The organism is Streptomyces mexicanus (assembly GCF_902506575.1).
Taxonomy (GTDB): domain Bacteria; phylum Actinomycetota; class Actinomycetes; order Streptomycetales; family Streptomycetaceae; genus Streptomyces; species Streptomyces mexicanus.
This window is the reverse complement of the sequence record NZ_LR732544.1, coordinates 5,144,806-5,164,876: the sequence shown is the minus strand read 5'-3', so window position 1 is coordinate 5,164,876 and position 20,071 is coordinate 5,144,806. Positions and strand designations below refer to the sequence as shown.

The 20,071-nt window shown below is 71.6% G+C and carries 18 protein-coding genes and 5 tRNA genes; 10 read left to right on the top strand and 13 right to left on the bottom strand.

Annotated features, from left to right (window positions below):
• Positions 1-4: 4 nt before the first annotated feature.
• Entirely contained in the window at positions 5-1,438 is a 1,434-nt protein-coding gene (leuC, locus tag GV126_RS23240) for a 3-isopropylmalate dehydratase large subunit (RefSeq protein ID WP_159670047.1), read from the bottom strand.
• 196 nt (positions 1,439-1,634) lie between these two features.
• Between leuC and ndgR the strand changes: the two genes are divergently transcribed.
• The gene (ndgR, locus tag GV126_RS23235; protein WP_028425251.1) at positions 1,635-2,351 is read left to right on the top strand and encodes an IclR family transcriptional regulator NdgR; all 717 of its coding nucleotides are present in this window, start codon (positions 1,635-1,637) and stop codon (positions 2,349-2,351) included.
• Between the two features lie 81 nt (positions 2,352-2,432).
• On the opposite strand, the gene GV126_RS23230 is transcribed toward ndgR, so the two are convergent.
• Positions 2,433-2,915: a DUF4188 domain-containing protein gene (locus GV126_RS23230; protein ID WP_159670044.1), complete on the bottom strand. Its 483-nt coding sequence runs from the start codon at positions 2,913-2,915 to the stop codon at positions 2,433-2,435.
• 117 nt (positions 2,916-3,032) lie between these two features.
• Here GV126_RS23230 and GV126_RS23225 point away from each other — a divergent pair, with 117 nt between their 5' ends.
• On the top strand, positions 3,033-3,680 hold the full coding sequence (locus tag GV126_RS23225; RefSeq protein ID WP_159670041.1) for a MerR family transcriptional regulator: 648 nt from the start codon (positions 3,033-3,035) through the stop codon (positions 3,678-3,680).
• Between the two features lie 101 nt (positions 3,681-3,781).
• Here the strand turns inward: GV126_RS23225 and GV126_RS23220 are convergent.
• From GV126_RS23220 to GV126_RS23180, 9 genes are all read right to left on the bottom strand, one after another.
• A tRNA-Glu gene (locus GV126_RS23220) sits at positions 3,782-3,854 on the bottom strand.
• Between the two features lie 25 nt (positions 3,855-3,879).
• Positions 3,880-3,951, bottom strand: a tRNA-Gln gene (locus GV126_RS23215).
• A 35-nt stretch (positions 3,952-3,986) separates the two neighbouring features.
• Positions 3,987-4,059 (bottom strand) — tRNA-Glu (locus tag GV126_RS23210).
• A 28-nt stretch (positions 4,060-4,087) separates the two neighbouring features.
• Positions 4,088-4,160 (bottom strand) — tRNA-Glu (locus GV126_RS23205).
• 38 nt (positions 4,161-4,198) lie between these two features.
• Positions 4,199-4,270 (bottom strand) — tRNA-Gln (locus GV126_RS23200).
• 92 nt (positions 4,271-4,362) lie between these two features.
• Positions 4,363-5,109 (bottom strand): HAD family hydrolase, encoded by a 747-nt coding sequence (locus GV126_RS23195; RefSeq protein WP_159670038.1) that lies wholly within the window; start codon positions 5,107-5,109, stop codon positions 4,363-4,365.
• 145 nt (positions 5,110-5,254) lie between these two features.
• A complete protein-coding gene (gene gltX, locus GV126_RS23190) occupies positions 5,255-6,739 on the bottom strand; it encodes a glutamate--tRNA ligase (RefSeq protein WP_159670035.1) in 1,485 nt (494 codons plus the stop codon).
• Positions 6,732-7,517: a fumarylacetoacetate hydrolase family protein gene (locus tag GV126_RS23185; protein WP_028425246.1), complete on the bottom strand. Its 786-nt coding sequence runs from the start codon at positions 7,515-7,517 to the stop codon at positions 6,732-6,734. Before GV126_RS23185 ends, gltX begins: the two co-directional genes overlap by 8 nt.
• Positions 7,518-7,760: 243 nt before the next feature.
• Positions 7,761-7,949, bottom strand: coding sequence for a hypothetical protein (locus GV126_RS23180; RefSeq protein ID WP_159670032.1), 189 nt, complete (start codon positions 7,947-7,949; stop codon positions 7,761-7,763).
• 607 nt (positions 7,950-8,556) lie between these two features.
• Between GV126_RS23180 and GV126_RS23175 the strand changes: the two genes are divergently transcribed.
• The 8 genes from GV126_RS23175 to GV126_RS23140 all read left to right on the top strand — a co-directional run bounded on the left by GV126_RS23175 (position 8,557) and on the right by GV126_RS23140 (position 19,410).
• A complete protein-coding gene (locus tag GV126_RS23175) occupies positions 8,557-12,450 on the top strand; it encodes a sensor histidine kinase (RefSeq protein WP_159670029.1) in 3,894 nt (1,297 codons plus the stop codon).
• A 9-nt stretch (positions 12,451-12,459) separates the two neighbouring features.
• On the top strand, positions 12,460-12,873 hold the full coding sequence (locus GV126_RS23170; RefSeq protein WP_030382516.1) for a roadblock/LC7 domain-containing protein: 414 nt from the start codon (positions 12,460-12,462) through the stop codon (positions 12,871-12,873).
• Between the two features lie 111 nt (positions 12,874-12,984).
• Entirely contained in the window at positions 12,985-13,383 is a 399-nt protein-coding gene (locus tag GV126_RS23165; RefSeq protein ID WP_009190816.1) for a DUF742 domain-containing protein, read from the top strand.
• Positions 13,364-13,960: a GTP-binding protein gene (locus GV126_RS23160; protein WP_028425243.1), complete on the top strand. Its 597-nt coding sequence runs from the start codon at positions 13,364-13,366 to the stop codon at positions 13,958-13,960. The genes GV126_RS23165 and GV126_RS23160 overlap by 20 nt, the downstream gene beginning before the upstream one ends.
• A gap of 412 nt (positions 13,961-14,372) precedes the next feature.
• Positions 14,373-17,747 carry a sensor histidine kinase gene (locus GV126_RS23155; protein WP_159670026.1) on the top strand — a complete coding sequence of 1,125 codons (3,375 nt, stop codon included), beginning with the start codon at positions 14,373-14,375 and terminating at the stop codon, positions 17,745-17,747.
• A gap of 10 nt (positions 17,748-17,757) precedes the next feature.
• Positions 17,758-18,171 (top strand): roadblock/LC7 domain-containing protein, encoded by a 414-nt coding sequence (locus GV126_RS23150; RefSeq protein ID WP_029385896.1) that lies wholly within the window; start codon positions 17,758-17,760, stop codon positions 18,169-18,171.
• Between the two features lie 104 nt (positions 18,172-18,275).
• Complete coding sequence (locus GV126_RS23145) at positions 18,276-18,839, top strand: DUF742 domain-containing protein (protein ID WP_159670023.1); 564 nt, start codon at positions 18,276-18,278, stop codon at positions 18,837-18,839.
• Positions 18,820-19,410, top strand: coding sequence for a GTP-binding protein (locus GV126_RS23140; RefSeq protein ID WP_028425240.1), 591 nt, complete (start codon positions 18,820-18,822; stop codon positions 19,408-19,410). The genes GV126_RS23145 and GV126_RS23140 overlap by 20 nt, the downstream gene beginning before the upstream one ends.
• 272 nt (positions 19,411-19,682) lie before the next feature.
• Here the strand turns inward: GV126_RS23140 and GV126_RS23135 are convergent, their stop codons facing one another.
• Entirely contained in the window at positions 19,683-19,877 is a 195-nt protein-coding gene (locus GV126_RS23135) for an acyl-CoA carboxylase epsilon subunit (RefSeq protein WP_028425239.1), read from the bottom strand.
• 67 nt (positions 19,878-19,944) lie between these two features.
• A partial coding sequence (locus GV126_RS37500) for a carboxyl transferase domain-containing protein (RefSeq protein WP_328707373.1) occupies positions 19,945-20,071 on the bottom strand: 127 nt, incomplete at its 5' end.

The window sequence follows — 20,071 nt, the reverse complement described above, 5'->3', positions numbered from 1 at the left end:
ATCCTCAGACTCCAGCGGGCGTACGGGTCTCGGCGGCGTCGGTCAGGTCGGCGGGCGAGGCCAGGTGGCCGAGCACGGCGGTGGCGGCCGCGACCTGCGGCGACACCAGGTGGGTGCGGCCGCCCTTGCCCTGCCGGCCCTCGAAGTTGCGGTTGGAGGTGGAGGCGGAGCGCTCGCCCGGGGCCAGCTGATCGGGGTTCATGCCCAGGCACATCGAGCAGCCCGCGTGCCGCCACTCGGCGCCGGCCTCCTTGAAGACCACGTCCAGGCCCTCGGAGACGGCCTGCAGGCCCACGCGCGCGGAGCCGGGGACGACCAGCATCCGTACGCCGTCGGCGACTTTGCGGCCGCGCAGCACGTCCGCGGCGGCGCGCAGGTCCTCGATGCGGCCGTTGGTGCACGAGCCTACGAAGACGGTGTCCACGGTGATGGAGCGCAGCGGCTGGCCGGCCTCCAACCCCATGTACTCCAGGGCCTTTTCGGCGGCCAGGCGCTCCGATGCGTCTTCGTACGAAGCCGGGTCGGGGACGGAGGCCGAAAGCGGGGCGCCCTGGCCGGGGTTGGTGCCCCAGGTGACGAACGGCGCCAGCTCGGCGGCGTCGATGACGACCTCGGCGTCGAACTCGGCGTCGTCGTCGGTCCTGAGCGTCTTCCAGTAGGCGACCGCGGCGTCCCAGTCCTCGCCCTGCGGGGCGTGCGGGCGGTCCTTGAGGTACGCGAACGTGGTCTCGTCGGGGGCGATCATGCCCGCGCGGGCGCCGGCCTCGATCGACATGTTGCAGATGGTCATGCGGGCCTCCATCGAGAGCTTCTCGATGGCGGAGCCGCGGTACTCCAGGATGTAGCCCTGGCCGCCGCCGGTGCCGATCTTCGCGATGATCGCCAGGATCAGGTCCTTGGCGGTCACGCCCTCGGGCAGCTCGCCGTTCACGGTGATCGCCATGGTCTTCGGGCGCGCCATGGGCAGCGTCTGGGTGGCCAGCACGTGCTCGACCTGCGAGGTGCCGATGCCGAACGCCAGCGCGCCGAAAGCGCCGTGCGTGGAGGTGTGCGAGTCGCCGCAGACGACCGTGGTGCCCGGCTGGGTCAGGCCCAGCTGGGGGCCGACCACGTGCACCACGCCCTGCTCGACGTCGCCCAGCGGGTGCAGCCGCACCCCGAACTCGGCGCAGTTCTTGCGCAGCGTCTCCAGCTGGGCCCGGGAGACCGGGTCGGCGATGGGCTTGTCGATGTCGAGGGTCGGGGTGTTGTGGTCCTCGGTGGCGATGGTCAGGTCGAGCCGCCGCACCCGGCGGCCGCTCTTGCGGAGGCCGTCGAAGGCCTGCGGGCTGGTCACCTCGTGCAGCAGGTGCAGATCGATGAAGAGGAGGTCGGGCTCGCCCTCGGCGCGCCGGACGACATGGTCGTCCCAGACCTTCTCCGCGAGTGTCCTACCCATCGCTTTCCCTCCGGCCGGCAAGCGTCCACCGGCCCAACTAGAGATCTTGAGGAGGCGCTGCCCTCGCCCCTGCGTCCGGGCATCCGCCACCAGGCCCGTTGATCCGCGGGCCGCTGTGCCTTCGTGACATCCAGGGTGGCGGGTTCCACGGAAAATTGAACTTGCGTTTCACAGAGTGAGACGCAAGTATCGTTGCATGGACAACAGTAGCGGCGTCGGCGTTCTGGACAAGGCAGCCCTCGTCCTGAGCGCTCTGGAGTCCGGTCCGGCCACCCTCGCGGGTCTGGTCGCGGCGACCGGACTGGCACGGCCCACGGCCCACCGGCTGGCCGTGGCCCTGGAACACCACCGCATGGTGGCGCGTGACATGCAGGGCCGTTTCATTCTCGGCCCGCGCCTGGCGGAACTGGCCGCCGCGGCGGGTGAGGACCGTCTCCTCGCCACGGCCGGCCCGGTGCTCACGCACCTGCGGGACGTCACGGGCGAGAGCGCGCAGCTCTACCGCCGCCAGGGCGACATGCGCATCTGCGTCGCCGCGGCGGAGCGCCTGTCCGGCCTGCGGGACACCGTCCCGGTCGGCTCGACCCTGACGATGAAGGCCGGCTCCTCGGCGCAGGTGCTGATGGCCTGGGAGGAGCCGGAGCGGCTGCACCGGGGGCTGCAGGGCGCCCGTTTCACGGCGACGGCCCTGTCGGGCGTGCGCCGCCGGGGCTGGGCCCAGTCGATCGGCGAGCGCGAGCCGGGCGTGGCGTCCGTCTCGGCGCCCGTGCGCGGGCCCTCCAACCGCGTCGTGGCCGCCGTGTCCGTCTCCGGCCCCATCGAGCGCCTCACGCGCCACCCGGGCCGCATGCACGCCCAGGCGGTCATCGACGCCGCGGCCCGCCTCTCCGAGGCCCTGCGCCGCTCCGGCTGAACCGCACCCCGCCTGTCCGTCACCGCCGGCATCCGGTGCCGGCAGGGGCCGCCTCAACGCCGCGGCGGCCCCTGCCGGACCTCACACCCGCAGCCGGTCGGCCGCCCGCTCCCCTCGCCGGGCCACGGGGACGACTCCGGTGGCCCGGCCCAGCCCGTACTCGGGCATGTTCAGGTAGATCGACTCGTACGATCCGGCCGGCACGACATAGGTCTCGTGCCAGAAGCCGACCTTTCCCCGGCCCTCGCGCAGCCGCCGGTTGAACGCGGCCCAGGCCGGACGGTGGCCGTGGTCCGGCGCCACGGCGTAGGCCAGCAGCTTCTCCTTGGACTCCCAGTACTGCACCACGTACACCTCGCGCGGCCCGCCCAGCAGCGCCTTGTACCCGAGCAGGCCGCTGCCCCGCTCCCGCGAGAGCTCCGCCAGCATCGGGCCCATGGCCCGGGCGACCGGCCACCAACTGCGCACCGCGGCGAAGCTGTTGACGCGCATCCCGATGAGGAACACGACCACCTCGCCCTCCGCCGCCGCGGTCGTGCGCCCTTCGATCGGCTTGACGCTCATGCTGCCCCCCACTGTCACGCCCCCGTCCGGGGCGACCTCGTTGGATAGCGGCACTATCCATGCTTGGATAGTGACACTCCCCAACAGGGAGCGCAAGCGGAAAGAGAGCGGAACGGCATGCGACTGGCTGAGCTGAGCGCGCGCAGCGGGGTCCCCACGGCGACGATCAAGTACTACCTGCGCGAGGGGCTGCTGCCCCCCGGCCGCCGGATCACGGCGACCCAGGCCGAGTACGACGAGGACCACCTGCGCCGGCTGCGCCTGGTGCGGGCCATGATCCAGGTGGGGCGGATCCCGGTGCACTCGGCGCGCGAGGTGCTCGCCGCGCTCCAGGACGACAGCCTGGACCGCAACGAGCGCCTGGGCACGGCGGTGTGGGCGCTGCCGCACGGCCCGGAGCCCGACGAGAGCGACCCGGCGACACAGGCGGCGCGGCGCACCGCCGACGCGCTGCTGGACCGGCTCGGCTGGGGCCATGCCCGCCCGTCCGGCACGGCGGCCCCACCGGCGTACGGCATGCTGGTGACCGCGATCACGGCGCTCGCCCGGCTCGGCTACCCCTGCGCCGTCGAGGACCTGGAGCCGTACGCGCACACGGTGGAGCGGATCGCCGCGGCCGACCTGGACGTGGTGGAGCGGTACGCCACGCCGGAGGAGCAGGTGGAGGCGGCGGTGGCGCTGACCGTGCTGTACGAGCCGGTGCTGCTGAGCCTGCGGCGGCTGGCGGAGGCCGAGGAGTCGCACCGCCGGTTCGGCGGCGCCTGACACGGACACCCGAGCACGGCGCGTGATACGGACAGGTGAGAGCGGCACCGGATACGGACATGCGAGAAGGGCCCTTCCGGGGAAGGGCCCTTCTCGTCACGTACCCCCGACCGGATTCGAACCGGCGCTACCGCCTTGAGAGGGCGGCGTGCTAGGCCGCTACACAACGGGGGCGCGATCGTGCGTTGTCGCAGATCAGCTGGTCTACCTGGACTCGAACCAAGACTAACGGAACCAGAATCCGTCGTGCTGCCAATTACACCATAGACCAAGGTGGTTCAGACCATTGAGGCCGTCACCTCTGCGTACCCCCGACCGGATTCGAACCGGCGCTACCGCCTTGAGAGGGCGGCGTGCTAGGCCGCTACACAACGGGGGCCTTGATCCCTGGATCGCTCCGGGATCCGTACCCCCGACCGGATTCGAACCGGCGCTACTGCCTTGAGAGGGCAGCGTGCTAGGCCGCTACACAACGGGGGCTTGCGGATGTGATCCGCGATGCAGATGAGCTCTGCGAGCTGGCCTACCTGGACTCGAACCAAGACTAACGGAACCAGAATCCGTCGTGCTGCCAATTACACCATAGGCCACTGGAACGCAAGCCCCGGATGGGGATCTTGTTCTAGCTCTGCGCTTCGGGGCTCCGGCCTTTCGGCCCGCTCCCCGCGGCGCAGGAAGAACATTACCCGAAGGTGGACGGCGCTCCAAAACGGGTATCGGCGCCGAGCACCGCCGGGAGTTCGGCGAGCGAGGAGATCCGGTGCGGCCCGGCGCCCCGCGGGCCTCCGGCGCCACCGTCCGCCGCCGCGCCCGCGCGGTCGATCCAGACCGACAGCAGCCCGGCCTCGGCGGCGCCCCGCCCGTCGATCTCGGGATGGTCGCCGACGTAGGCGACCTGGTGCGGGGCGAGCCCCAGCGCCTCGCAGGCCGCGTGGAAGGCCCGGGCCTCGGGCTTGGACACCCCCAGCTCCGCGGCGCACAGCACGGCCTCGAACCGGTCCCACACGCCCAGCAGGCGCAGCTTGTGCTCCTGGACGCGCAGGCTGGAGTTGGACAGCACGGCGTGCCGGTAGCGGGCGGCGAGGGCGTCCAGGGCGGGCAGGACGTCCGGGAAGAGCGCCCAGGCGGACTCGTAGTGCCGCAGGTACCGCGCGAACCAGGACTCGGCCTCGGCGTCGGTCAGCTCCGGCCGCCCGAGGAAGACCCGCACCCGGTCGCGCCGCTGCTCCTCGAAGGAGACCTCTCCGGCCGAGAACCGTGCCCACTGCGCGTCGGTGATCCTGCGCCAGTGCGCGAGGGCCTCCTCCACCGAGCCGTAGCGGTCCAGCAGCCGCTCGGCGAGCAGATGCGCCCGCATCCCGGTCCGGTCGGCCGTGGTGTAGTCGAAGAGCGTGTCGTCCACGTCCCACAGGACGGCTCTGATCCTCATGCGCTCGACGGTACCGCCGAGCCGGGCCGGCCGGGGCGGGTGCACGTCGCCCGGAGCGCGCGAAGGGGCGGTACCCGCGGATCCGGGTACCGCCCCTGTCAGGTGCGACCGATCGTGACCGATCGCACGGCTCGCGCGCGGCCGGCTACGCGGCGAGCCGCTCCAGGGCCGCGTCGATGCGGGCCAGCGTCTTGTCCTTGCCCAGGACCTGGAGCGACTCGAACAGCGGCAGGCCCACCGTGCGGCCGGTGACGGCGACCCGGACCGGGGCCTGGGCCTTGCCGAGCTTGAGGCCGTGGGCCTCGCCGGCGGCCAGGACGGCCTCCTTCAGGGAGTCGGCGGACGTCCAGTCGGCGGACTCCAGCTTCTCCCGCGCGGTGCGCAGCAGGGCGTCCGAGCCCTCCTTCATCGCCTTGTTCCAGCTCGCCTCGTCGAAGACCGGCTCCGGCAGGAACAGGAAGTCGACGTTGTCGGTGATCTCGGAGAGGACCTTCACGCGGGTCTGCGCGTGCGGCGCGATGGCCTGCCACTTGTCCTCGTCGAAGGCCTCCGGGGCCCACGGCGCGAACGGGGCCTTCAGCCAGGGGCGGCAGCGCTCGGTGAAGTCCTTCACGTCGAGCATGCGGATGTGGTCGGCGTTGATCGCCTCGCACTTCTTCAGGTCGAAGCGGGCCGGGTTGGGGTTGACGTCCTTGACGTCGAAGGCCGCGACCATCTCCTCGATCGTGAAGATGTCCTGGTCGGCGGAGAGCGACCAGCCGAGCAGGGAGAGGTAGTTGAGCAGGCCCTCGGGCAGGAAGCCGCGCTCGCGGTAGAGGTTCAGCGAGGACTGCGGGTCGCGCTTGGAGAGCTTCTTGTTGCCCTCGCCCATCACGTAGGGCAGGTGGCCGAACTCCGGGATGCCCTTGGCGATGCCCAGTTCCATCAGCGCCTTGTACAGGGCGATCTGGCGCGGGGTGGAGGACAGCAGGTCCTCGCCGCGCAGCACGTGGGTGATCTCCATCAGCGCGTCGTCGACGGGGTTGACGAGCGTGTAGAGCGGGGCGCCGTTGGCGCGGACGATGCCGTAGTCCGGGACGTTCTCCGGGGTGAACGTCAGCTCGCCGCGCACCAGGTCGGTGAAGGTGATCGTCTCGTCGGGCATGCGGAAGCGGACGATCGGCGCCCGGCCCTCCGCCCGGTACCGCTCGACCTGCTCGGCGGTCAGGTCGCGGCAGTGGCCGTCGTAGCCGGAGGGCCGGCCCGCGGCGCGGGCGGCCTCGCGGCGGCTGTCCAGCTCCTCCTGGGAGCAGTAGCAGTGGTAGGCGTAGCCGCCGTCCAGGAGCTTGCGCGCGACGTCGGCGTAGACGTCCATGCGCTGCGACTGCCGGTACGGCGCGTGCGGGCCGCCGACCTCGGGACCCTCGTCCCAGTCGAAGCCCAGCCAGCGCATCGCCTCCAGCAGCTGCTGGTAGGACTCCTCGGAGTCGCGGGCCGCGTCGGTGTCCTCGATGCGGAAGACCAGGGTGCCCTGGTGGTGCCGGGCGAACGCCCAGTTGAACAGGGCGGTGCGGACCAGGCCCACGTGGGGGTTACCGGTGGGCGAGGGGCAGAAACGGACACGGACTGCTGAGGAGGGTGCGCTAGCCACGCTTGACAACCTTGTTGGTGAGAGTGCCGATGCCTTCGATGGTGACGGCGACCTCGTCGCCGACGTTGAGGGGGCCGACCCCTGCCGGGGTGCCGGTGAGGATGACGTCGCCGGGCAGCAGCGTCATGGCCTCGGAGATGTTGACGATCAGGTCCTCGATGGGGTGGATCATCTCGCTGGTGCGGCCCAGCTGCCGCTGCTCGCCGTTGACGGTGAGCTGGATGGTCAGGTCGGAGGCGGCGGACAGCGACAGGTCCGTCTCCACCCAGGGGCCCAGCGGGCAGGAGGTGTCGAAGCCCTTGGCCCGGGCCCACTGCTTCTCGCGGCGCTGGACGTCGCGGGCGGTGACGTCGTTGGCGCAGGTGTAGCCGAAGATCACGTCCTGGACGCGCTCGCGCGGTACCTCGCGGCACATGCGCCCGATGACCACGGCCAGCTCGGCCTCGTGGTGCAGTTCCTCGGAGAAGGAGGGGAACTGGATGGCATCGCCGGGGCCGATCACCGAGGTGGACGGCTTGAAGAAGGCGAACGGGGCGTCGGGCACCTCGTTGCCGAGTTCCCGCGCGTGTTCGGCGTAGTTGCGGCCGAAGGCGACGACCTTGTTGGGCAGCACCGGGGGCAGCAGCCGCACCTTGCTCAGCGGCACCTTGGTGCCGGAGAGCTGGAAGTCCGCGAAGGGGATGCCCTTGATGATGTCGAGGACGAGCTGGTCCGGCTGGTCGCCCTCGACCGCGCCGAAGGCGACGTTCCCGTCGATGGAGAACCTGGCGATGCGCACGGGTTGCTTGGCCCCTTGACTGAACTGGGAGGAGTCTGACGCTCCAGGCTAACGCGGCAGGGGCCCGCCGCCGCGCGCACGACGGCGCGCACACGGCTCAGGGGCGCCCCCTTCCGCGGGGGCGCCCCTGGTCTGCGTACGTCTTCGTGCCGCGCGAGGTCTCCGTGGTGCGCACGGCGACCGCGCCCGGCCCGTCGCGCTCGCGGTGCGGGCCGCGGTCGCCGCGTACCGCACCCGGCGGTCCTACTCCGCGGCGGCGGATGCGACCGGAACCTCCATCAGGACGGTGCGCCGCGGGTTGGCGGTCTGGGTGGGGAGGGTGACGGGGTGCTCCGGCAGCTCCGGCGTCTGCAGTGCGTCGGCGTCCTCGAGGTGCGCGAGCGTGGTGCGCCGGGGGTTGGCTATCGTGCGGAACATCATCGTCGTCTTCACGGTGGTAACAGACCCTGTCGTCTACGGGCACCCGGAGGGCCGCGGCCCCCTGCGCGGGCGCGCTGTCGGTTTTGCCATCTCTGTAAAGCGTCAGGCTAAACGTGCAATTCCCGGCCCATCCGCGGAGAGTCGGTGATGCGTATGTGAGTTTGCTCACGAGCCGATCGGCAATCCGGACAATTCCCCTCCACATCGAGGCCCCCTCCGACCTCAACGAAACGGACATTGGCTCCCTGAAGCCAATATTCCGCTCCCGATCATGGCGACTGGGACACCTGCGACGCCTCGTCGGCTCGTGGCCATATGTCCGGTATAGGGGTGATCACTTTCCACATCGGGTGACTCGGCACTCACATGGCGTCACGCACGTCACAGGGTGACCCACATGCCTTGTTGGAGATCCGGCACTGTGCTGGAATGCCACGGACCGCCGCAGGATCGAGCCGGCGCACACGGGGCGCGACGCAGCGCCGAGTGGCGGCGAGAAGGGGGAACCAGCGCCGGTCACTCACGACCACCGGGGAATGTTTTCAGGGCGTTCCCCACGACGCCGACACCGTCCGTCCGCTCACGCGGCCGGACGCCTGGTCCAGAGGTTGCGACGCTAGTGCAGGGACGTTTCAAGAGGGATGGCAGCGCTTCGGCGGAGCCGGAGCCGCATGGTGGGACTGGCCCCATGAAAGGCAGCTCCTCGCCCCAGCACGCCCAGAACCCGCATCCGGCGCCGACCGGTGACCACGGCGAGCGCGCCGGCCGACCCGGCGCCGCCGGGTCGGCGCCGTCCGCGGCCCCCGCTCCGACCATCAAGCCCGCCAAGGGCCAGGGCCCGGTCGGGCCCGGCTCCCGCATGGCCCTGCGCAACTGGCGCATCTCCACCCGTCTGGTGTCGCTGCTCGCGCTCCCCGTGGTCGCCGCGACCACGCTGGGCGCCCTGCGCATCAACCAGAACCTGGACGACATCCAGCAGCTCGACAACATGAAGCTGCTGACGGACATGACCAAGCAGGCCACCGAGCTGGCCGCCGCGCTCCAGGAGGAACGCGACCAGTCCGCCGGTCCGCTGGCGCACCCGTCCAGCGCGAGCGCCATCACGGTCAAGGGCTACCAGGAGAAGACCGACCGGGCCAAGGACAACTTCATCGACGCCTCGGAGGAGATCGACGCCGCCAGCAAGGACGGCAACCTCCAGGGCGTCCGCGACACCCTCGTCGGCCTGGCCGGGGAACTCAACGGCCTGGGCAAGATACGCAAGACCGCCTACGACGACGAGGGCAACTCGGCCCGGACCATCGAGGCCTACCACCGGCTCATCACCGAGCTGCTCGGTCTGTCGCAGGACATGGCCGAGGCGACCAGCAACCCGGAGATGATCCAGCGCACCCGCGCGCTGGCCGCCTTCTCCTCCGCCAAGGAGTACGCCTCCATCCAGCGCGCCGTCATCGCGGCCGCCCTGCCCGCCAACAACACCAACGCGGGCCACCTCTCGGACAACGACCGCCTGTACGGCCAGTCGGCGCTGGACGGCGAGACCTCCGAGCTGAACAGCTTCCGCACCATCTACGGCGACGGCGTCGACGAGCTGCTCAAGCCCGTCGAGGAGGGCAACCCGACCATCCAGGCCGCGGACGTCTACGCCAAGCGCGCCCTGGACAGCGACTCCGGCCTGGCCCAGCAGGACAAGCGCTCCTACCGCGACTGGGTGGACGACAGCTCGACCAAGATCGAGCAGATGAAGAAGATCGAGCACACGCTGCTCGAGGAGATGGAGCAAAAGGCCCGCGAGCTGCGCAGCGCCACCGAGCGCGACGCCATCATCTCCGGTGCGCTGGTGCTCCTCGTGCTCGGTGTGTCGCTGGTCGGCGCCTTCGGCGTGGCCCGGTCCATGATCCGCTCGCTGCGCCGGCTGCAGGACACCGCGACCAAGGTCGCCCAGGAGCGTCTGCCCGAGCTGGTCAAGCAGCTGTCGGAGTCGGACCCGCAGGACGTCGACACCTCCGTGGAGTCGGTCGGTGTGCACTCCCGGGACGAGATCGGCCAGGTGGCCGCGGCCTTCGACGAGGTGCACCGCGAGGCGGTCCGGCTGGCGGCCGAGCAGGCCCTGCTGCGGGGCAACGTCAACGCGATGTTCACCAACCTCTCGCGCCGCTCCCAGGGCCTGATCCAGCGTCAGCTCTCGCTCATCTCCGAGCTGGAGTCCCGCGAGGCCGACCCGGACCAGCTGTCCTCGCTGTTCAAGCTGGACCACCTGGCGACGCGTATGCGCCGTAACGGCGAGAACCTCCTCGTCCTCGCGGGTGAGGAGCCGGGCCGCCGCTGGACGCGCCCGGTGCCGCTGGTCGACGTGCTGCGCGCCGCCGCCTCCGAGGTGGAGCAGTACGAGCGCATCGAACTGGCCTCCGTGCCCACCACCGAGGTCGCCGGCCGCGTCGTCAACGACCTCGTGCACCTGCTCGCCGAGCTGCTGGAGAACGCCACCTCGTTCTCCTCGCCGCAGACCAAGGTCAAGGTCACCGGTCACGCGCTGCCCGACGGCCGGGTGCTCATCGAGATCCACGACACCGGCATCGGCCTGTCCCCGGAGGACCTGGCGGCGATCAACGAGCGGCTCGCCTCGCCGCCCACCGTGGACGTCTCCGTCTCCCGCCGCATGGGCCTGTTCGTGGTCGGCCGCCTCTCCCAGCGGCACGGCATCCGCATCCAGCTGCGCCCGTCCGACTCGGGCGGCACGACCGCGCTGGTCATGCTGCCGGTGGACGTCGCCCAGGGCGGCAGGAAGCCCACGCCCGGCAAGCCCGGCGGCCCGTCCGCGGGCGGTCCGGCGGCCGCCGCTGCCGCCGCCGGCGCGGCCGCCGCGCGGCGCCAGACCCAGCAAGCGGGCGGCGCCGGCCGGCTCGGCCCGGCGGCCGGCGCACACGGCCAGGTCGGCACCGGTCAGGGACCGCGCGCGGCGCTGCCGGGCACCGGCGGACGGCCGGGCGGCCCGGGCGCTCCCGGTGGTCCGGGCGCGGCCCGTGGACCGCAGGGTCCGGCGCAGCCGCAGCAGGGCCGTCCGTCCCCGGCGGGCGCCGGGGCCGGCTTCGGCGGCCGGGCGCCGGGTGCGCCGCAGGGTCCGCAGGCGGCCGGTCCGGCCGGTGCGCCGCAGGGCTTCGGCGACGGCTCGCGCTCCGGTGGCCGGCAGGACTTCGGGCGTCCGGGCAGCGGTGCGGGCTTCGCGGACGGCGGCCGGCAGGACGCGTTCGGCGGTCCCCGCTCCGGCGCGGCCCCGCAGCAGGCGGGCGGCGCCGAGCAGGGCCGGCAGCCGCAGCTGCCCTCCCGCGGCGGCCCGCGCGCCGAACTGCCGGGCGGCAACCCGCAGCCCCGGACGCCGAGTTGGGGCAACGACAACGCGCTCTCGCCCACCGGCCAGGACACCCCGCGCGGCCACGACGAGGCCGAGCAGGCGCAGACCTCGCGGATGCCGCGGATCGACGACCACCAGGGTCCGGGCGCCACGGCCGAGATGCCGGCGCTGCCCAGCGGCGGCGAGCGGCCGGGCGGAGCGGACGCCTCGGCTCTGACGCGCCCCGACCTCGGCGCCCCGCGTGCGGGCGTACCGCGGCAGGACACCGGCGGGTTCCCCGCACCCGGTGCGGACACCGGGCAGCACACCGACCCGTTCGTCCGCTCCGACGTCTTCGGCCCGTCCGCGCCGGAGAGCCGACGCGCCCCGGCGCAGCGGCCCGCCGCCCCGGACCCGTTCGGGGCCCAGCAGTCGTACGACGCGGGCGCGACCGGCCGGTACCCGGCCGCCCGGCAGGACTACGACCCCGCCTCCACCGGCCAGTACCCGGCCGCGCAGCAGGGGTACGACGCCGGCGCCACGGGGCAGTACCCGCAGCCGGGCCACGACGGCTCCGCCACCGGCAGGCACGCCCTGCCCGGCCGTCAGGACCCGGCGTCCACGGGCCGCTTCGAGCGGCCCCAGCCGGCCGACCCCGGCGGTGTCCGGCGTCCGCAGGCCCCGCAGCCGCGGCGCCAGGAGCCGGAGGCCCTGCCGCCGGCCACCGGCGGGAGCGATCTGGGCACACCGCTGTACGACACCCTGGAGACCAACTGGTTCCGCGGCGGCCGGCAGCAGGCGGCCGAGGCCGCCGAGGCGGCCGCGCCACAGCAGCCGCAGCCCGCCGCGCCCGAGCCGTCCTCCCCCGCCCCCCAGCGCGGTGCCGCCACCGCTTGGCGCAGCTCGCCCAACGACGACCTCGTACGGCAGGCGGAGCGGGTGCGGCAGCCGGCCTCGGGCGGCATCACCACCTCCGGCCTGCCGCGCCGGGTGCCCCGGGCCAACCTCGTCCCGGGCACGGCTCAGCAGCAACAGCACCAAAGCGGTCCGCAGGTCTCGCGTGCCCCCGACGACGTACGCGGCCGGCTGACCAATCTCCGACGGGGCATCGCGCAGGGCCGTCGGGCCGGTTCCGGTCAGACGGGCAGCTTCCCGAGCCCCACTCACCAGCAGGAGCGATAGTTGAGCCCGATGAGCCAGGCGGCACAGAACCTGAACTGGTTGATCACCAATTTCGTGGACAACACCCCCGGGGTGTCCCACACCGTGGTGGTCTCCGCCGACGGACTCCTTCTGGCGATGTCCGAAGGCTTTCCCCGCGACCGCGCCGACCAGCTCGCGGCCGTCGCCTCCGGTCTGACCTCGCTGACCGCCGGCGCCTCGCGCATCTTCGAGGGCGGCAACGTGGCGCAGACGGTCGTGGAGATGGAACGCGGCTTTCTGTTCCTGATGTCCATCTCGGACGGCTCGTCGCTCGCGGTCCTGGCCCACCCCGAGTGCGACATCGGCCTGGTCGGCTACGAGATGGCGCTGCTCGTGGACCGTGCGGGCGCGGTGCTCACACCCGACCTGCGCGCCGAACTACAAGGCAGTCTGCTCCACTGACCGGCCCCGGCACCACCCGCCTCACCAAATCACCGTCCGGCCGCCACAATCCCCCCACCGGCCTCGTACGACGGCTAGCCCGACCGACTTGCTGTCCCGCCCGGAGGATTCATGACCCCGCCCACCGCCCATCATGATCCGTACGCCGAGCCGTACGGGGACGAGGGCGATCAGCCGCTGGTCCGTCCCTACGCGATGACCGGCGGCCGGACCCGGCCGCGCTACCAGCTCGCCATCGAGGCCCTGATCAGCACCACGGCCGACCCGGCGGCGCTGATGGGGCTGCTCCCCGAGCACCAGCGGATCTGCCACCTGTGCCGCGAGGTGAAGTCGGTCGCCGAGGTCTCGGCGCTGCTGGCCATGCCGCTGGGGGTCGCCCGGATCCTGGTCGCGGACCTGGCGGAGGCCGGACTGGTGGCGATCCACCAGCCGGGCGGTGACGAGAACAACGGTGGCGCACCGGATGTGACGCTGCTCGAAAGGGTGCTCAGTGGACTTCGCAAGCTCTGACGGCGACTTCGCAGGTTCCGACGGTGGCCGGGCGACCACCTCCGCGAAGATCGTGGTGGCGGGCGGCTTCGGCGTGGGCAAGACCACGTTCGTCGGCGCCGTCTCGGAGATCAACCCGCTGCGCACGGAGGCCGTCATGACGTCCGCATCCGCGGGCATCGACGACCTCACCCACACGGGCGACAAGACCACCACCACCGTCGCCATGGACTTCGGCCGCATCACCCTCGACCAGGACCTCATCCTCTACCTGTTCGGCACCCCCGGACAGGACCGCTTCTGGTTCATGTGGGACGACCTCGTCCGCGGCGCCATCGGCGCCGTCGTCCTCGTCGACACCCGACGCCTCGCCGACTGCTTCCCCGCCGTCGACTACTTCGAGAACAGCGGCCTGCCCTTCGTCATCGCCCTCAACGGCTTCGACGGACAACAGCCCTACTCCCCCGACGAAGTCCGCGAAGCACTCCAGATCGGCCCCGACACCCCCATCATCACCACCGACGCCCGCCACCGCGCCGACGCCAAATCCACCCTCATCACCCTCGTCGAACACGCCCTCATGGCACGACTGCGCTAGCCGGCGGGGCCCGTTCCGCCCGGTCACCCAAGTCGGCAGGACGGTACGGCAGTTGTCGTAGGCCAAACCGGAGCCGGCTGTGTCCTTTGACACGGTCGGCCCCGGTGTTCATAACGTTTCGGCAGAGGAATCGAGTGGTACGGCCACGCGTCGCGCACATCCCGTACCGCTACGCGCACAATCGGCCCGCCTTTTGACGCCGCTCGCTCTGTATGACCGTTTTATCTTGCCCTTACAAGAGAGTGCTCCTCCTGTTTCCACTGTTTGGAAGACCGCAGGCAGGCGTGCTGGAATGCCTGAACTGCCCCATGGTCAAGGACGTACTCAGGAGTACTGACGTCGTCACCGGCGCCCAGGGCATGAAGACACGCGGCACGACGTAGGTGCCGACCGCCGAGAGGTTGTTGGTCGAGTGAGGCGAAGCAAGAACGGTCCCGAGCCGTCGGCCCGGGGCAACTTCACCCCGCCGCCGCGCGGAGCGGCGCCCGCACACGTGCCCGGTCCGGAGTCGACGGCGGCGCCCTCCGCCCAGGGCGGTCGCCTCTCCCCGCGCAACTGGCGGGTGCGCACCCGACTGAACGCGATCCTGCTCATACCCGTGCTGGTCGGCCTGGTCATGGGCGGCTTCCAGGTCAAGAGCTCGATCGAGACCTGGCAGGACGCCGAGGACGCCGAGAGCACCGCCCGGCTGGTCCGCGCCTCGCTGACCTACGCCAACGCCCTGTACAACGAGCGTGACCTCTCCGCCGCTCCCCTGCTGCAGGGCAAGGGTCAGAAGGACCCCGCCGTCGTCCAGGCCCGGCAGCAGACCGACAAGGCCGCCGACGAGTTCGACCGGGCGGCGAAGGGCATGCCGCACACTCCCGGTCTGGAGCGCCGGCTGAAGCTGTTCCGCGAGGTGGAGCCCGGGCTGCAGTCGCTGCGCGCCGCCGCGTACAGCTCCAAGCTCACCGGCGTGCAGACCGAGGAGGGCTACGTCACGGTCGCCCACCCGCTGATGGAGTTCGCCAACGAGCTGGGCCTGGGCACCGGCAACATCACCTCCTACGGCCGCACGGTCTACGCCATCTCGCTCACCAAGGCGGCGCTGTCGCTGGAGCGCTCCATCGGCATGCACCTGCTGATCAAGCCGGGCCCGGACAGCGGCAACCTGGCCAGCCAGCGCATCGCCCTGTCCTCCTACGCCTACCTGGAGAACATCGCCGTCGAGGAGTACCTCGGCGGCGGCACCCAGGCCGACGCGGACAAGCTGGACGCGCAGAAGAAGCAGATCCAGGCCAAGGCCGCGGCAATGGCGCAGCAGGCCAAGGCGAAGGACCCGAACTACGTGGCGCCGCCGAGCGACCCGCAGAAGCTGGTCACCGCGCTGGCCACGCTGAAGAGCACCGACGACTCCGAGCGTGCGGCGCTGGCCCAGAAGGGCATCACGCCGGAGAACTGGTGGGCCGTGAACACCCTCAAGTTCGACGCCTACCGCACGATCGAGTCGGACATGGCGAACGCCGCGGTGGACGAGGCCGCGGGCATCGCCGACGACGCCAGGCAGTCGGCCTTCGTCACCGGCGGCGTCGTGGTGATCGCCCTGCTGGCGGCGTTCATCCTGGCCGGCCTGGTGGCGCGGCAGATGAGCCGCTCGATGCGCCGGCTGCGCAACGCGGCCTTCGGCGTGGCCGAGCAGCGCCTGCCGATGCTGGTCGACCAGCTCTCGCGCACCGACCCCGGCCGGGTGGACACCCGGGTGGAGCCGATCCCGATCTCCTCCACCGACGAGATCGGCGAGGTGGCCCGCGCCTTCGACCAGGTGCACCGCGAGGCGGTACGGCTCGCCGCCGAGCAGGCCCTGCTGCGGGGCAACATCAACGCGATCTTCACCAACCTCTCGCGCCGCAACCAGTCGCTGATCGAGGGCCAGCTGACCCTGATCACCGACCTGGAGAACAACGAGGCCGACCCCGACCAGCTGGAGAACCTCTTCAAGCTGGACCACCTGGCCACCCGTATGCGCCGCAACGGCGAGAACCTCCTGGTGCTCGCCGGCGAGGAGCCCGGCCGCCGCTGGGACCAGCCGGTCCCGCTGGTCGACGTGTTGCGCGCCGCCTCCTCCGAGGTGGAGCAGTACGAGCGCATCGAGCTGTCCGGCGTGCCGGAGGCCGAGATCCACGGCCGCGCGGTCACCGACCTGGTGCACCTGCTGGCCGAGCTGCTGGAGAACGCCACCACCTTCTCCTCGCCGCAGACCAAGGTCCGCGTCACCGCGACCCGGCTGCCCGACGGCCGGATCATGATCGAGATCCACGACAAGGGCATCGGCCTGACCGCCGAGGACTTTGCGGACATCAACCACAAGCTGGCCAACCCGCCCACCGTTGACGTGGCCATTTCCCAGCGCATGGGTCTGTTCGTGGTCGGCCGCCTCGCCGACCGGCACGGCATCCGCGTCCAGCTGCGCCCCTCCGGCGAGCAGGCGGGCACCACCTCGCTGGTCATGCTGCCCGACGCGATCACCCACGGCGGTGGCGGCGAAGGCCCGCTGGAGCGCGACGAGTTCACCGTCTCGCAGATCATCCCGGAGCAGCGGTTCCAGGGCCAGGACGCCGCGCAGCTGCCCCAGCGCACCGCCGCCGAGCTGGGCTTCGACGACAGCCGCTACGCGGACGTGCCCGACGACATCCGGGAGCTCGACCCCGTCGGCCGCTCGCTCAAGCGCGAGGAGCGCCGGGCCGCCCTGGAGGCGCAGACGCACGGTGAGCAGCCCGCCGCGCGGGCGCCCGAGGGTTCGGCGTACACCGAGGAGTCCACCGGATCGCACCAGGCGTACGACACCGGCCGGACGGCCTACCCGGAGCAGGGTCTGGGCTACGACCAGCAGACCGCGTACCCGGAGCAGCAGCCGGCGTACGACCAGCAGGCTCAGCAGGCGCAGGAGCAGGGGTACTACGCGCCGGACGGCAGCGTGCCGCACAGCGGCGCCTACGCGGTCGACGGCGCCTTCCCGGAGCAGTCCGCCTATCAGGACCGGGGCGCCTACCCGGAGCAGGACACGCACCCGCAGCAGAACGCCTACGCGGACCGGGGCGGGTACGCCGACCAGGGCGCCTACCCGGACCACACCGGGTACGCGGAGCCGGGCCGGCAGGAGCGGGCGCAGGCCACGAACGGCGCCGGGGAGGCGTACGCCGGCTACCAGGAGCAGCAGTCCTACCAGGAGCAGCAGTCCTACGGGGACCAGCAGCCCTATGGGGACCAGCAGCCCTACCAGGACGACTGGCCGCAGGGCGACGGGTACCACAGCGGCTACGCTGAGGAATCCGCGCAGGCCGCTGACGTCGACGAGGCGGACCGCGTAGGCTTCGACCGTCCGGGACCGGCCTCCTCCGTCCACGGGATGACCGACGCCGGGTTGCCGCGCCGCGGTTCGGCCGCGAGCGGTGCGAACGGCGCCGGGCCCGTGAACCAGGACACGCCGGCCCCCGCTGCGGAGCGCGACGGCGACAGCGGCTGGCGTTCGGCCAACGACGAGCGGTGGCACCAGGCCGCGCAGCTCCGCAAGCCCAAGGCGGGCGGGGTGACCTCCTCCGGCCTGCCACTGCGGGTGCCCAAGGCCAATCTGGTCGAGGGCTCCGCGACGGCGACCCCGCAGGGCGGCCCACAGGTCTCCCGCGCCCCCGAGGACGTCAGGGGCAGGCTGAGCAACCTGCGCCGGGGCGTCCAGCGGGGACGCAGCGCAGGAAGTGAAAAGAACGGCCAGGGCTTCGGTCCTGACAGCACCTACAACCAGGAGCGTTAGTGTGAGCCCGATGAGCCAGGCGGCACAGAACCTGAACTGGTTGATCACCAACTTCGTGGACAACACCCCCGGGGTGTCCCACACCGTGGTGGTCTCCGCCGACGGACTCCTTCTGGCGATGTCCGAAGGCTTTCCCCGCGACCGCGCCGACCAGCTCGCGGCCGTCGCCTCCGGTCTGACCTCGCTGACCGCCGGCGCCTCGCGCATCTTCGAGGGCGGCAACGTGAACCAGACGGTTGTGGAGATGGAGCGGGGATTCCTCTTCATCATGTCCATCTCTGACGGATCGTCGCTCGCGGTTCTCGCACACCCCGAAGCGGACATCGGTCTCATTGGGTACGAGATGGCCCTGCTGGTGGATCGCGCGGGCACGGTCCTGACCCCGGATCTGCGGGCCGAGCTGCAGGGCAGCCTTCTCAACTAAAGGACAGACGGTGCGTTTTGGTGTCCCGGGGCCGTAAGGTTTCGGGACGCGGCATCCACACGGTGGACGGTGGGGCGCCCGGCGCAGTCGGAGGAGGAGTAAGAGTGGCAACACCCCCAGGTGGTTCGGGCAACTGGTCGTACGGTCCGGTGCAGGACCACGGCGACGGTTCGGCGAACCCGTACGCATACCCCTCCCCCCCGTACCGACAGCCGTACGCGCCGCAGGGCCCGGGCCCTTCGCCGTACGACCAGCCGCCCGCGCCGCGCATCCAGCCGGTGCAGCCGCAGCGACGCACCCCTGAGCCGGCGCCCGCAGGGGCGTCGAACAACCCCCTGGTCCGCCCGTACGCCATGACGGGCGGCCGCACCAGGCCGCGGTACCAGCTCGCTATCGAGGCACTGGTGCACACCACGGCGCAGCCGCACCAGATGCAGGGCCAGCTGCCCGAACATCAGCGGATCTGCCATCTGTGCCGGGAGATCAAGTCGGTGGCCGAGATCTCGGCCCTGCTGACGATTCCTCTCGGCGTGGCCAGGATCCTCGTCGCCGACTTGGCGGAGGCGGGCCTGGTCGCCATCCATCAGCCCGGCGGCGACGAGAACGCCGGTGGCCAGCCAGACGTGACACTGCTCGAAAGGGTGCTCAGTGGACTTCGCAAGCTCTAGCGGAGGGCCGGTTTCTCCCAGTCGTTCGACCACCTCCGCGAAGATCGTGGTGGCGGGCGGCTTCGGCGTGGGCAAGACCACGTTCGTCGGCGCCGTCTCGGAGATCAACCCGCTGCGCACGGAGGCCGTCATGACGTCCGCATCCGCGGGCATCGACGACCTCACCCACACGGGCGACAAGACCACCACCACCGTCGCCATGGACTTCGGCCGCATCACCCTCGACCAGGACCTCATCCTCTACCTGTTCGGCACCCCCGGACAGGACCGCTTCTGGTTCATGTGGGACGACCTCGTCCGCGGCGCCATCGGCGCCGTCGTCCTCGTCGACACCCGACGCCTCGCCGACTGCTTCCCCGCCGTCGACTACTTCGAGAACAGCGGCCTGCCCTTCGTCATCGCCCTCAACGGCTTCGACGGACAACAGCCCTACTCCCCCGACGAAGTCCGCGAAGCACTCCAGATCGGCCCCGACACCCCCATCATCACCACCGACGCCCGCCACCGCGCCGACGCCAAATCCACCCTCATCACCCTCGTCGAACACGCCCTCATGGCACGACTGCGCTAGGGCGTGTTTCGAACGTAGCGTCGTCCGCCCGGAGGGCGGGGCCCGCGGCGTCCGGTGCGGTGCATCACAAGGCGGAGGGTCGTCCGCGTACCGGGCGTACGCAGACGATCCCGACAACGCGGCGAGGTGCCGTGCCAGACGCCGCGGGCCGGACGGGACGTTCGAAAACTCGCCCTAGCCGTCCCCCCGCGTCCCTGATGGGGCGTACGGCGACACGACGAACGGCGAAGGGCCCCTCTCGTGAGGAGAGGGGCCCTTCGCCGTCGTGCGGGTCAGTGCCAGCTGTGCGGGGCGCGGAAGCCGTTCTCGCGCTCCAGGCGGCGCCAGCCGGCGCGGGCGCGGCCGCGGTGGGCGGGCGCGGTGCCGGCGGGGCGGGCCGCCGCGCGGGCCAGCAGGATCGCCGTCAGGGCGGCGACCTCCTCGGGCTCGGCGTGGCCCTTCTCGACGCGGATGTCAGGCATGTCCATGGCTTGGTCTCCGTGGCTCAGGGGTGACCGCGGGATGGCCGCGGGGTCCGCAGGGTGTCCGCCGCGGTTACTGCGGCGGGTTGCCGTGCTTGCGGGAGGGCAGGTCGGCGTGCTTGGTGTGCAGCATCGCCAGGGAGCCGATGAGGACCTCGCGGGTCTGGGCGGGGTCGATGACGTCGTCGACGAGACCGCGC

Coding starts and splice junctions, on each gene's coding strand:
- GV126_RS23225 (WP_159670041.1), top strand. CDS start 3,033: ATGCGACTGGCTGAGCTGAGCGCGCGCAGCGGGGTCCCCACGGCGACG.
- GV126_RS23170 (WP_030382516.1), top strand. CDS start 12,460: ATGAGCCAGGCGGCACAGAACCTGAACTGGTTGATCACCAATTTCGTG.
- leuC (WP_159670047.1), bottom strand. CDS start 1,438: ATGGGTAGGACACTCGCGGAGAAGGTCTGGGACGACCATGTCGTCCGG.
- GV126_RS23150 (WP_029385896.1), top strand. CDS start 17,758: ATGAGCCAGGCGGCACAGAACCTGAACTGGTTGATCACCAACTTCGTG.
- GV126_RS23195 (WP_159670038.1), bottom strand. CDS start 5,109: ATGAGGATCAGAGCCGTCCTGTGGGACGTGGACGACACGCTCTTCGAC.
- GV126_RS23230 (WP_159670044.1), bottom strand. CDS start 2,915: ATGAGCGTCAAGCCGATCGAAGGGCGCACGACCGCGGCGGCGGAGGGC.
- GV126_RS23135 (WP_028425239.1), bottom strand. CDS start 19,877: ATGGACATGCCTGACATCCGCGTCGAGAAGGGCCACGCCGAGCCCGAG.
- ndgR (WP_028425251.1), top strand. CDS start 1,635: ATGGACAACAGTAGCGGCGTCGGCGTTCTGGACAAGGCAGCCCTCGTC.
- GV126_RS23165 (WP_009190816.1), top strand. CDS start 12,985: ATGACCCCGCCCACCGCCCATCATGATCCGTACGCCGAGCCGTACGGG.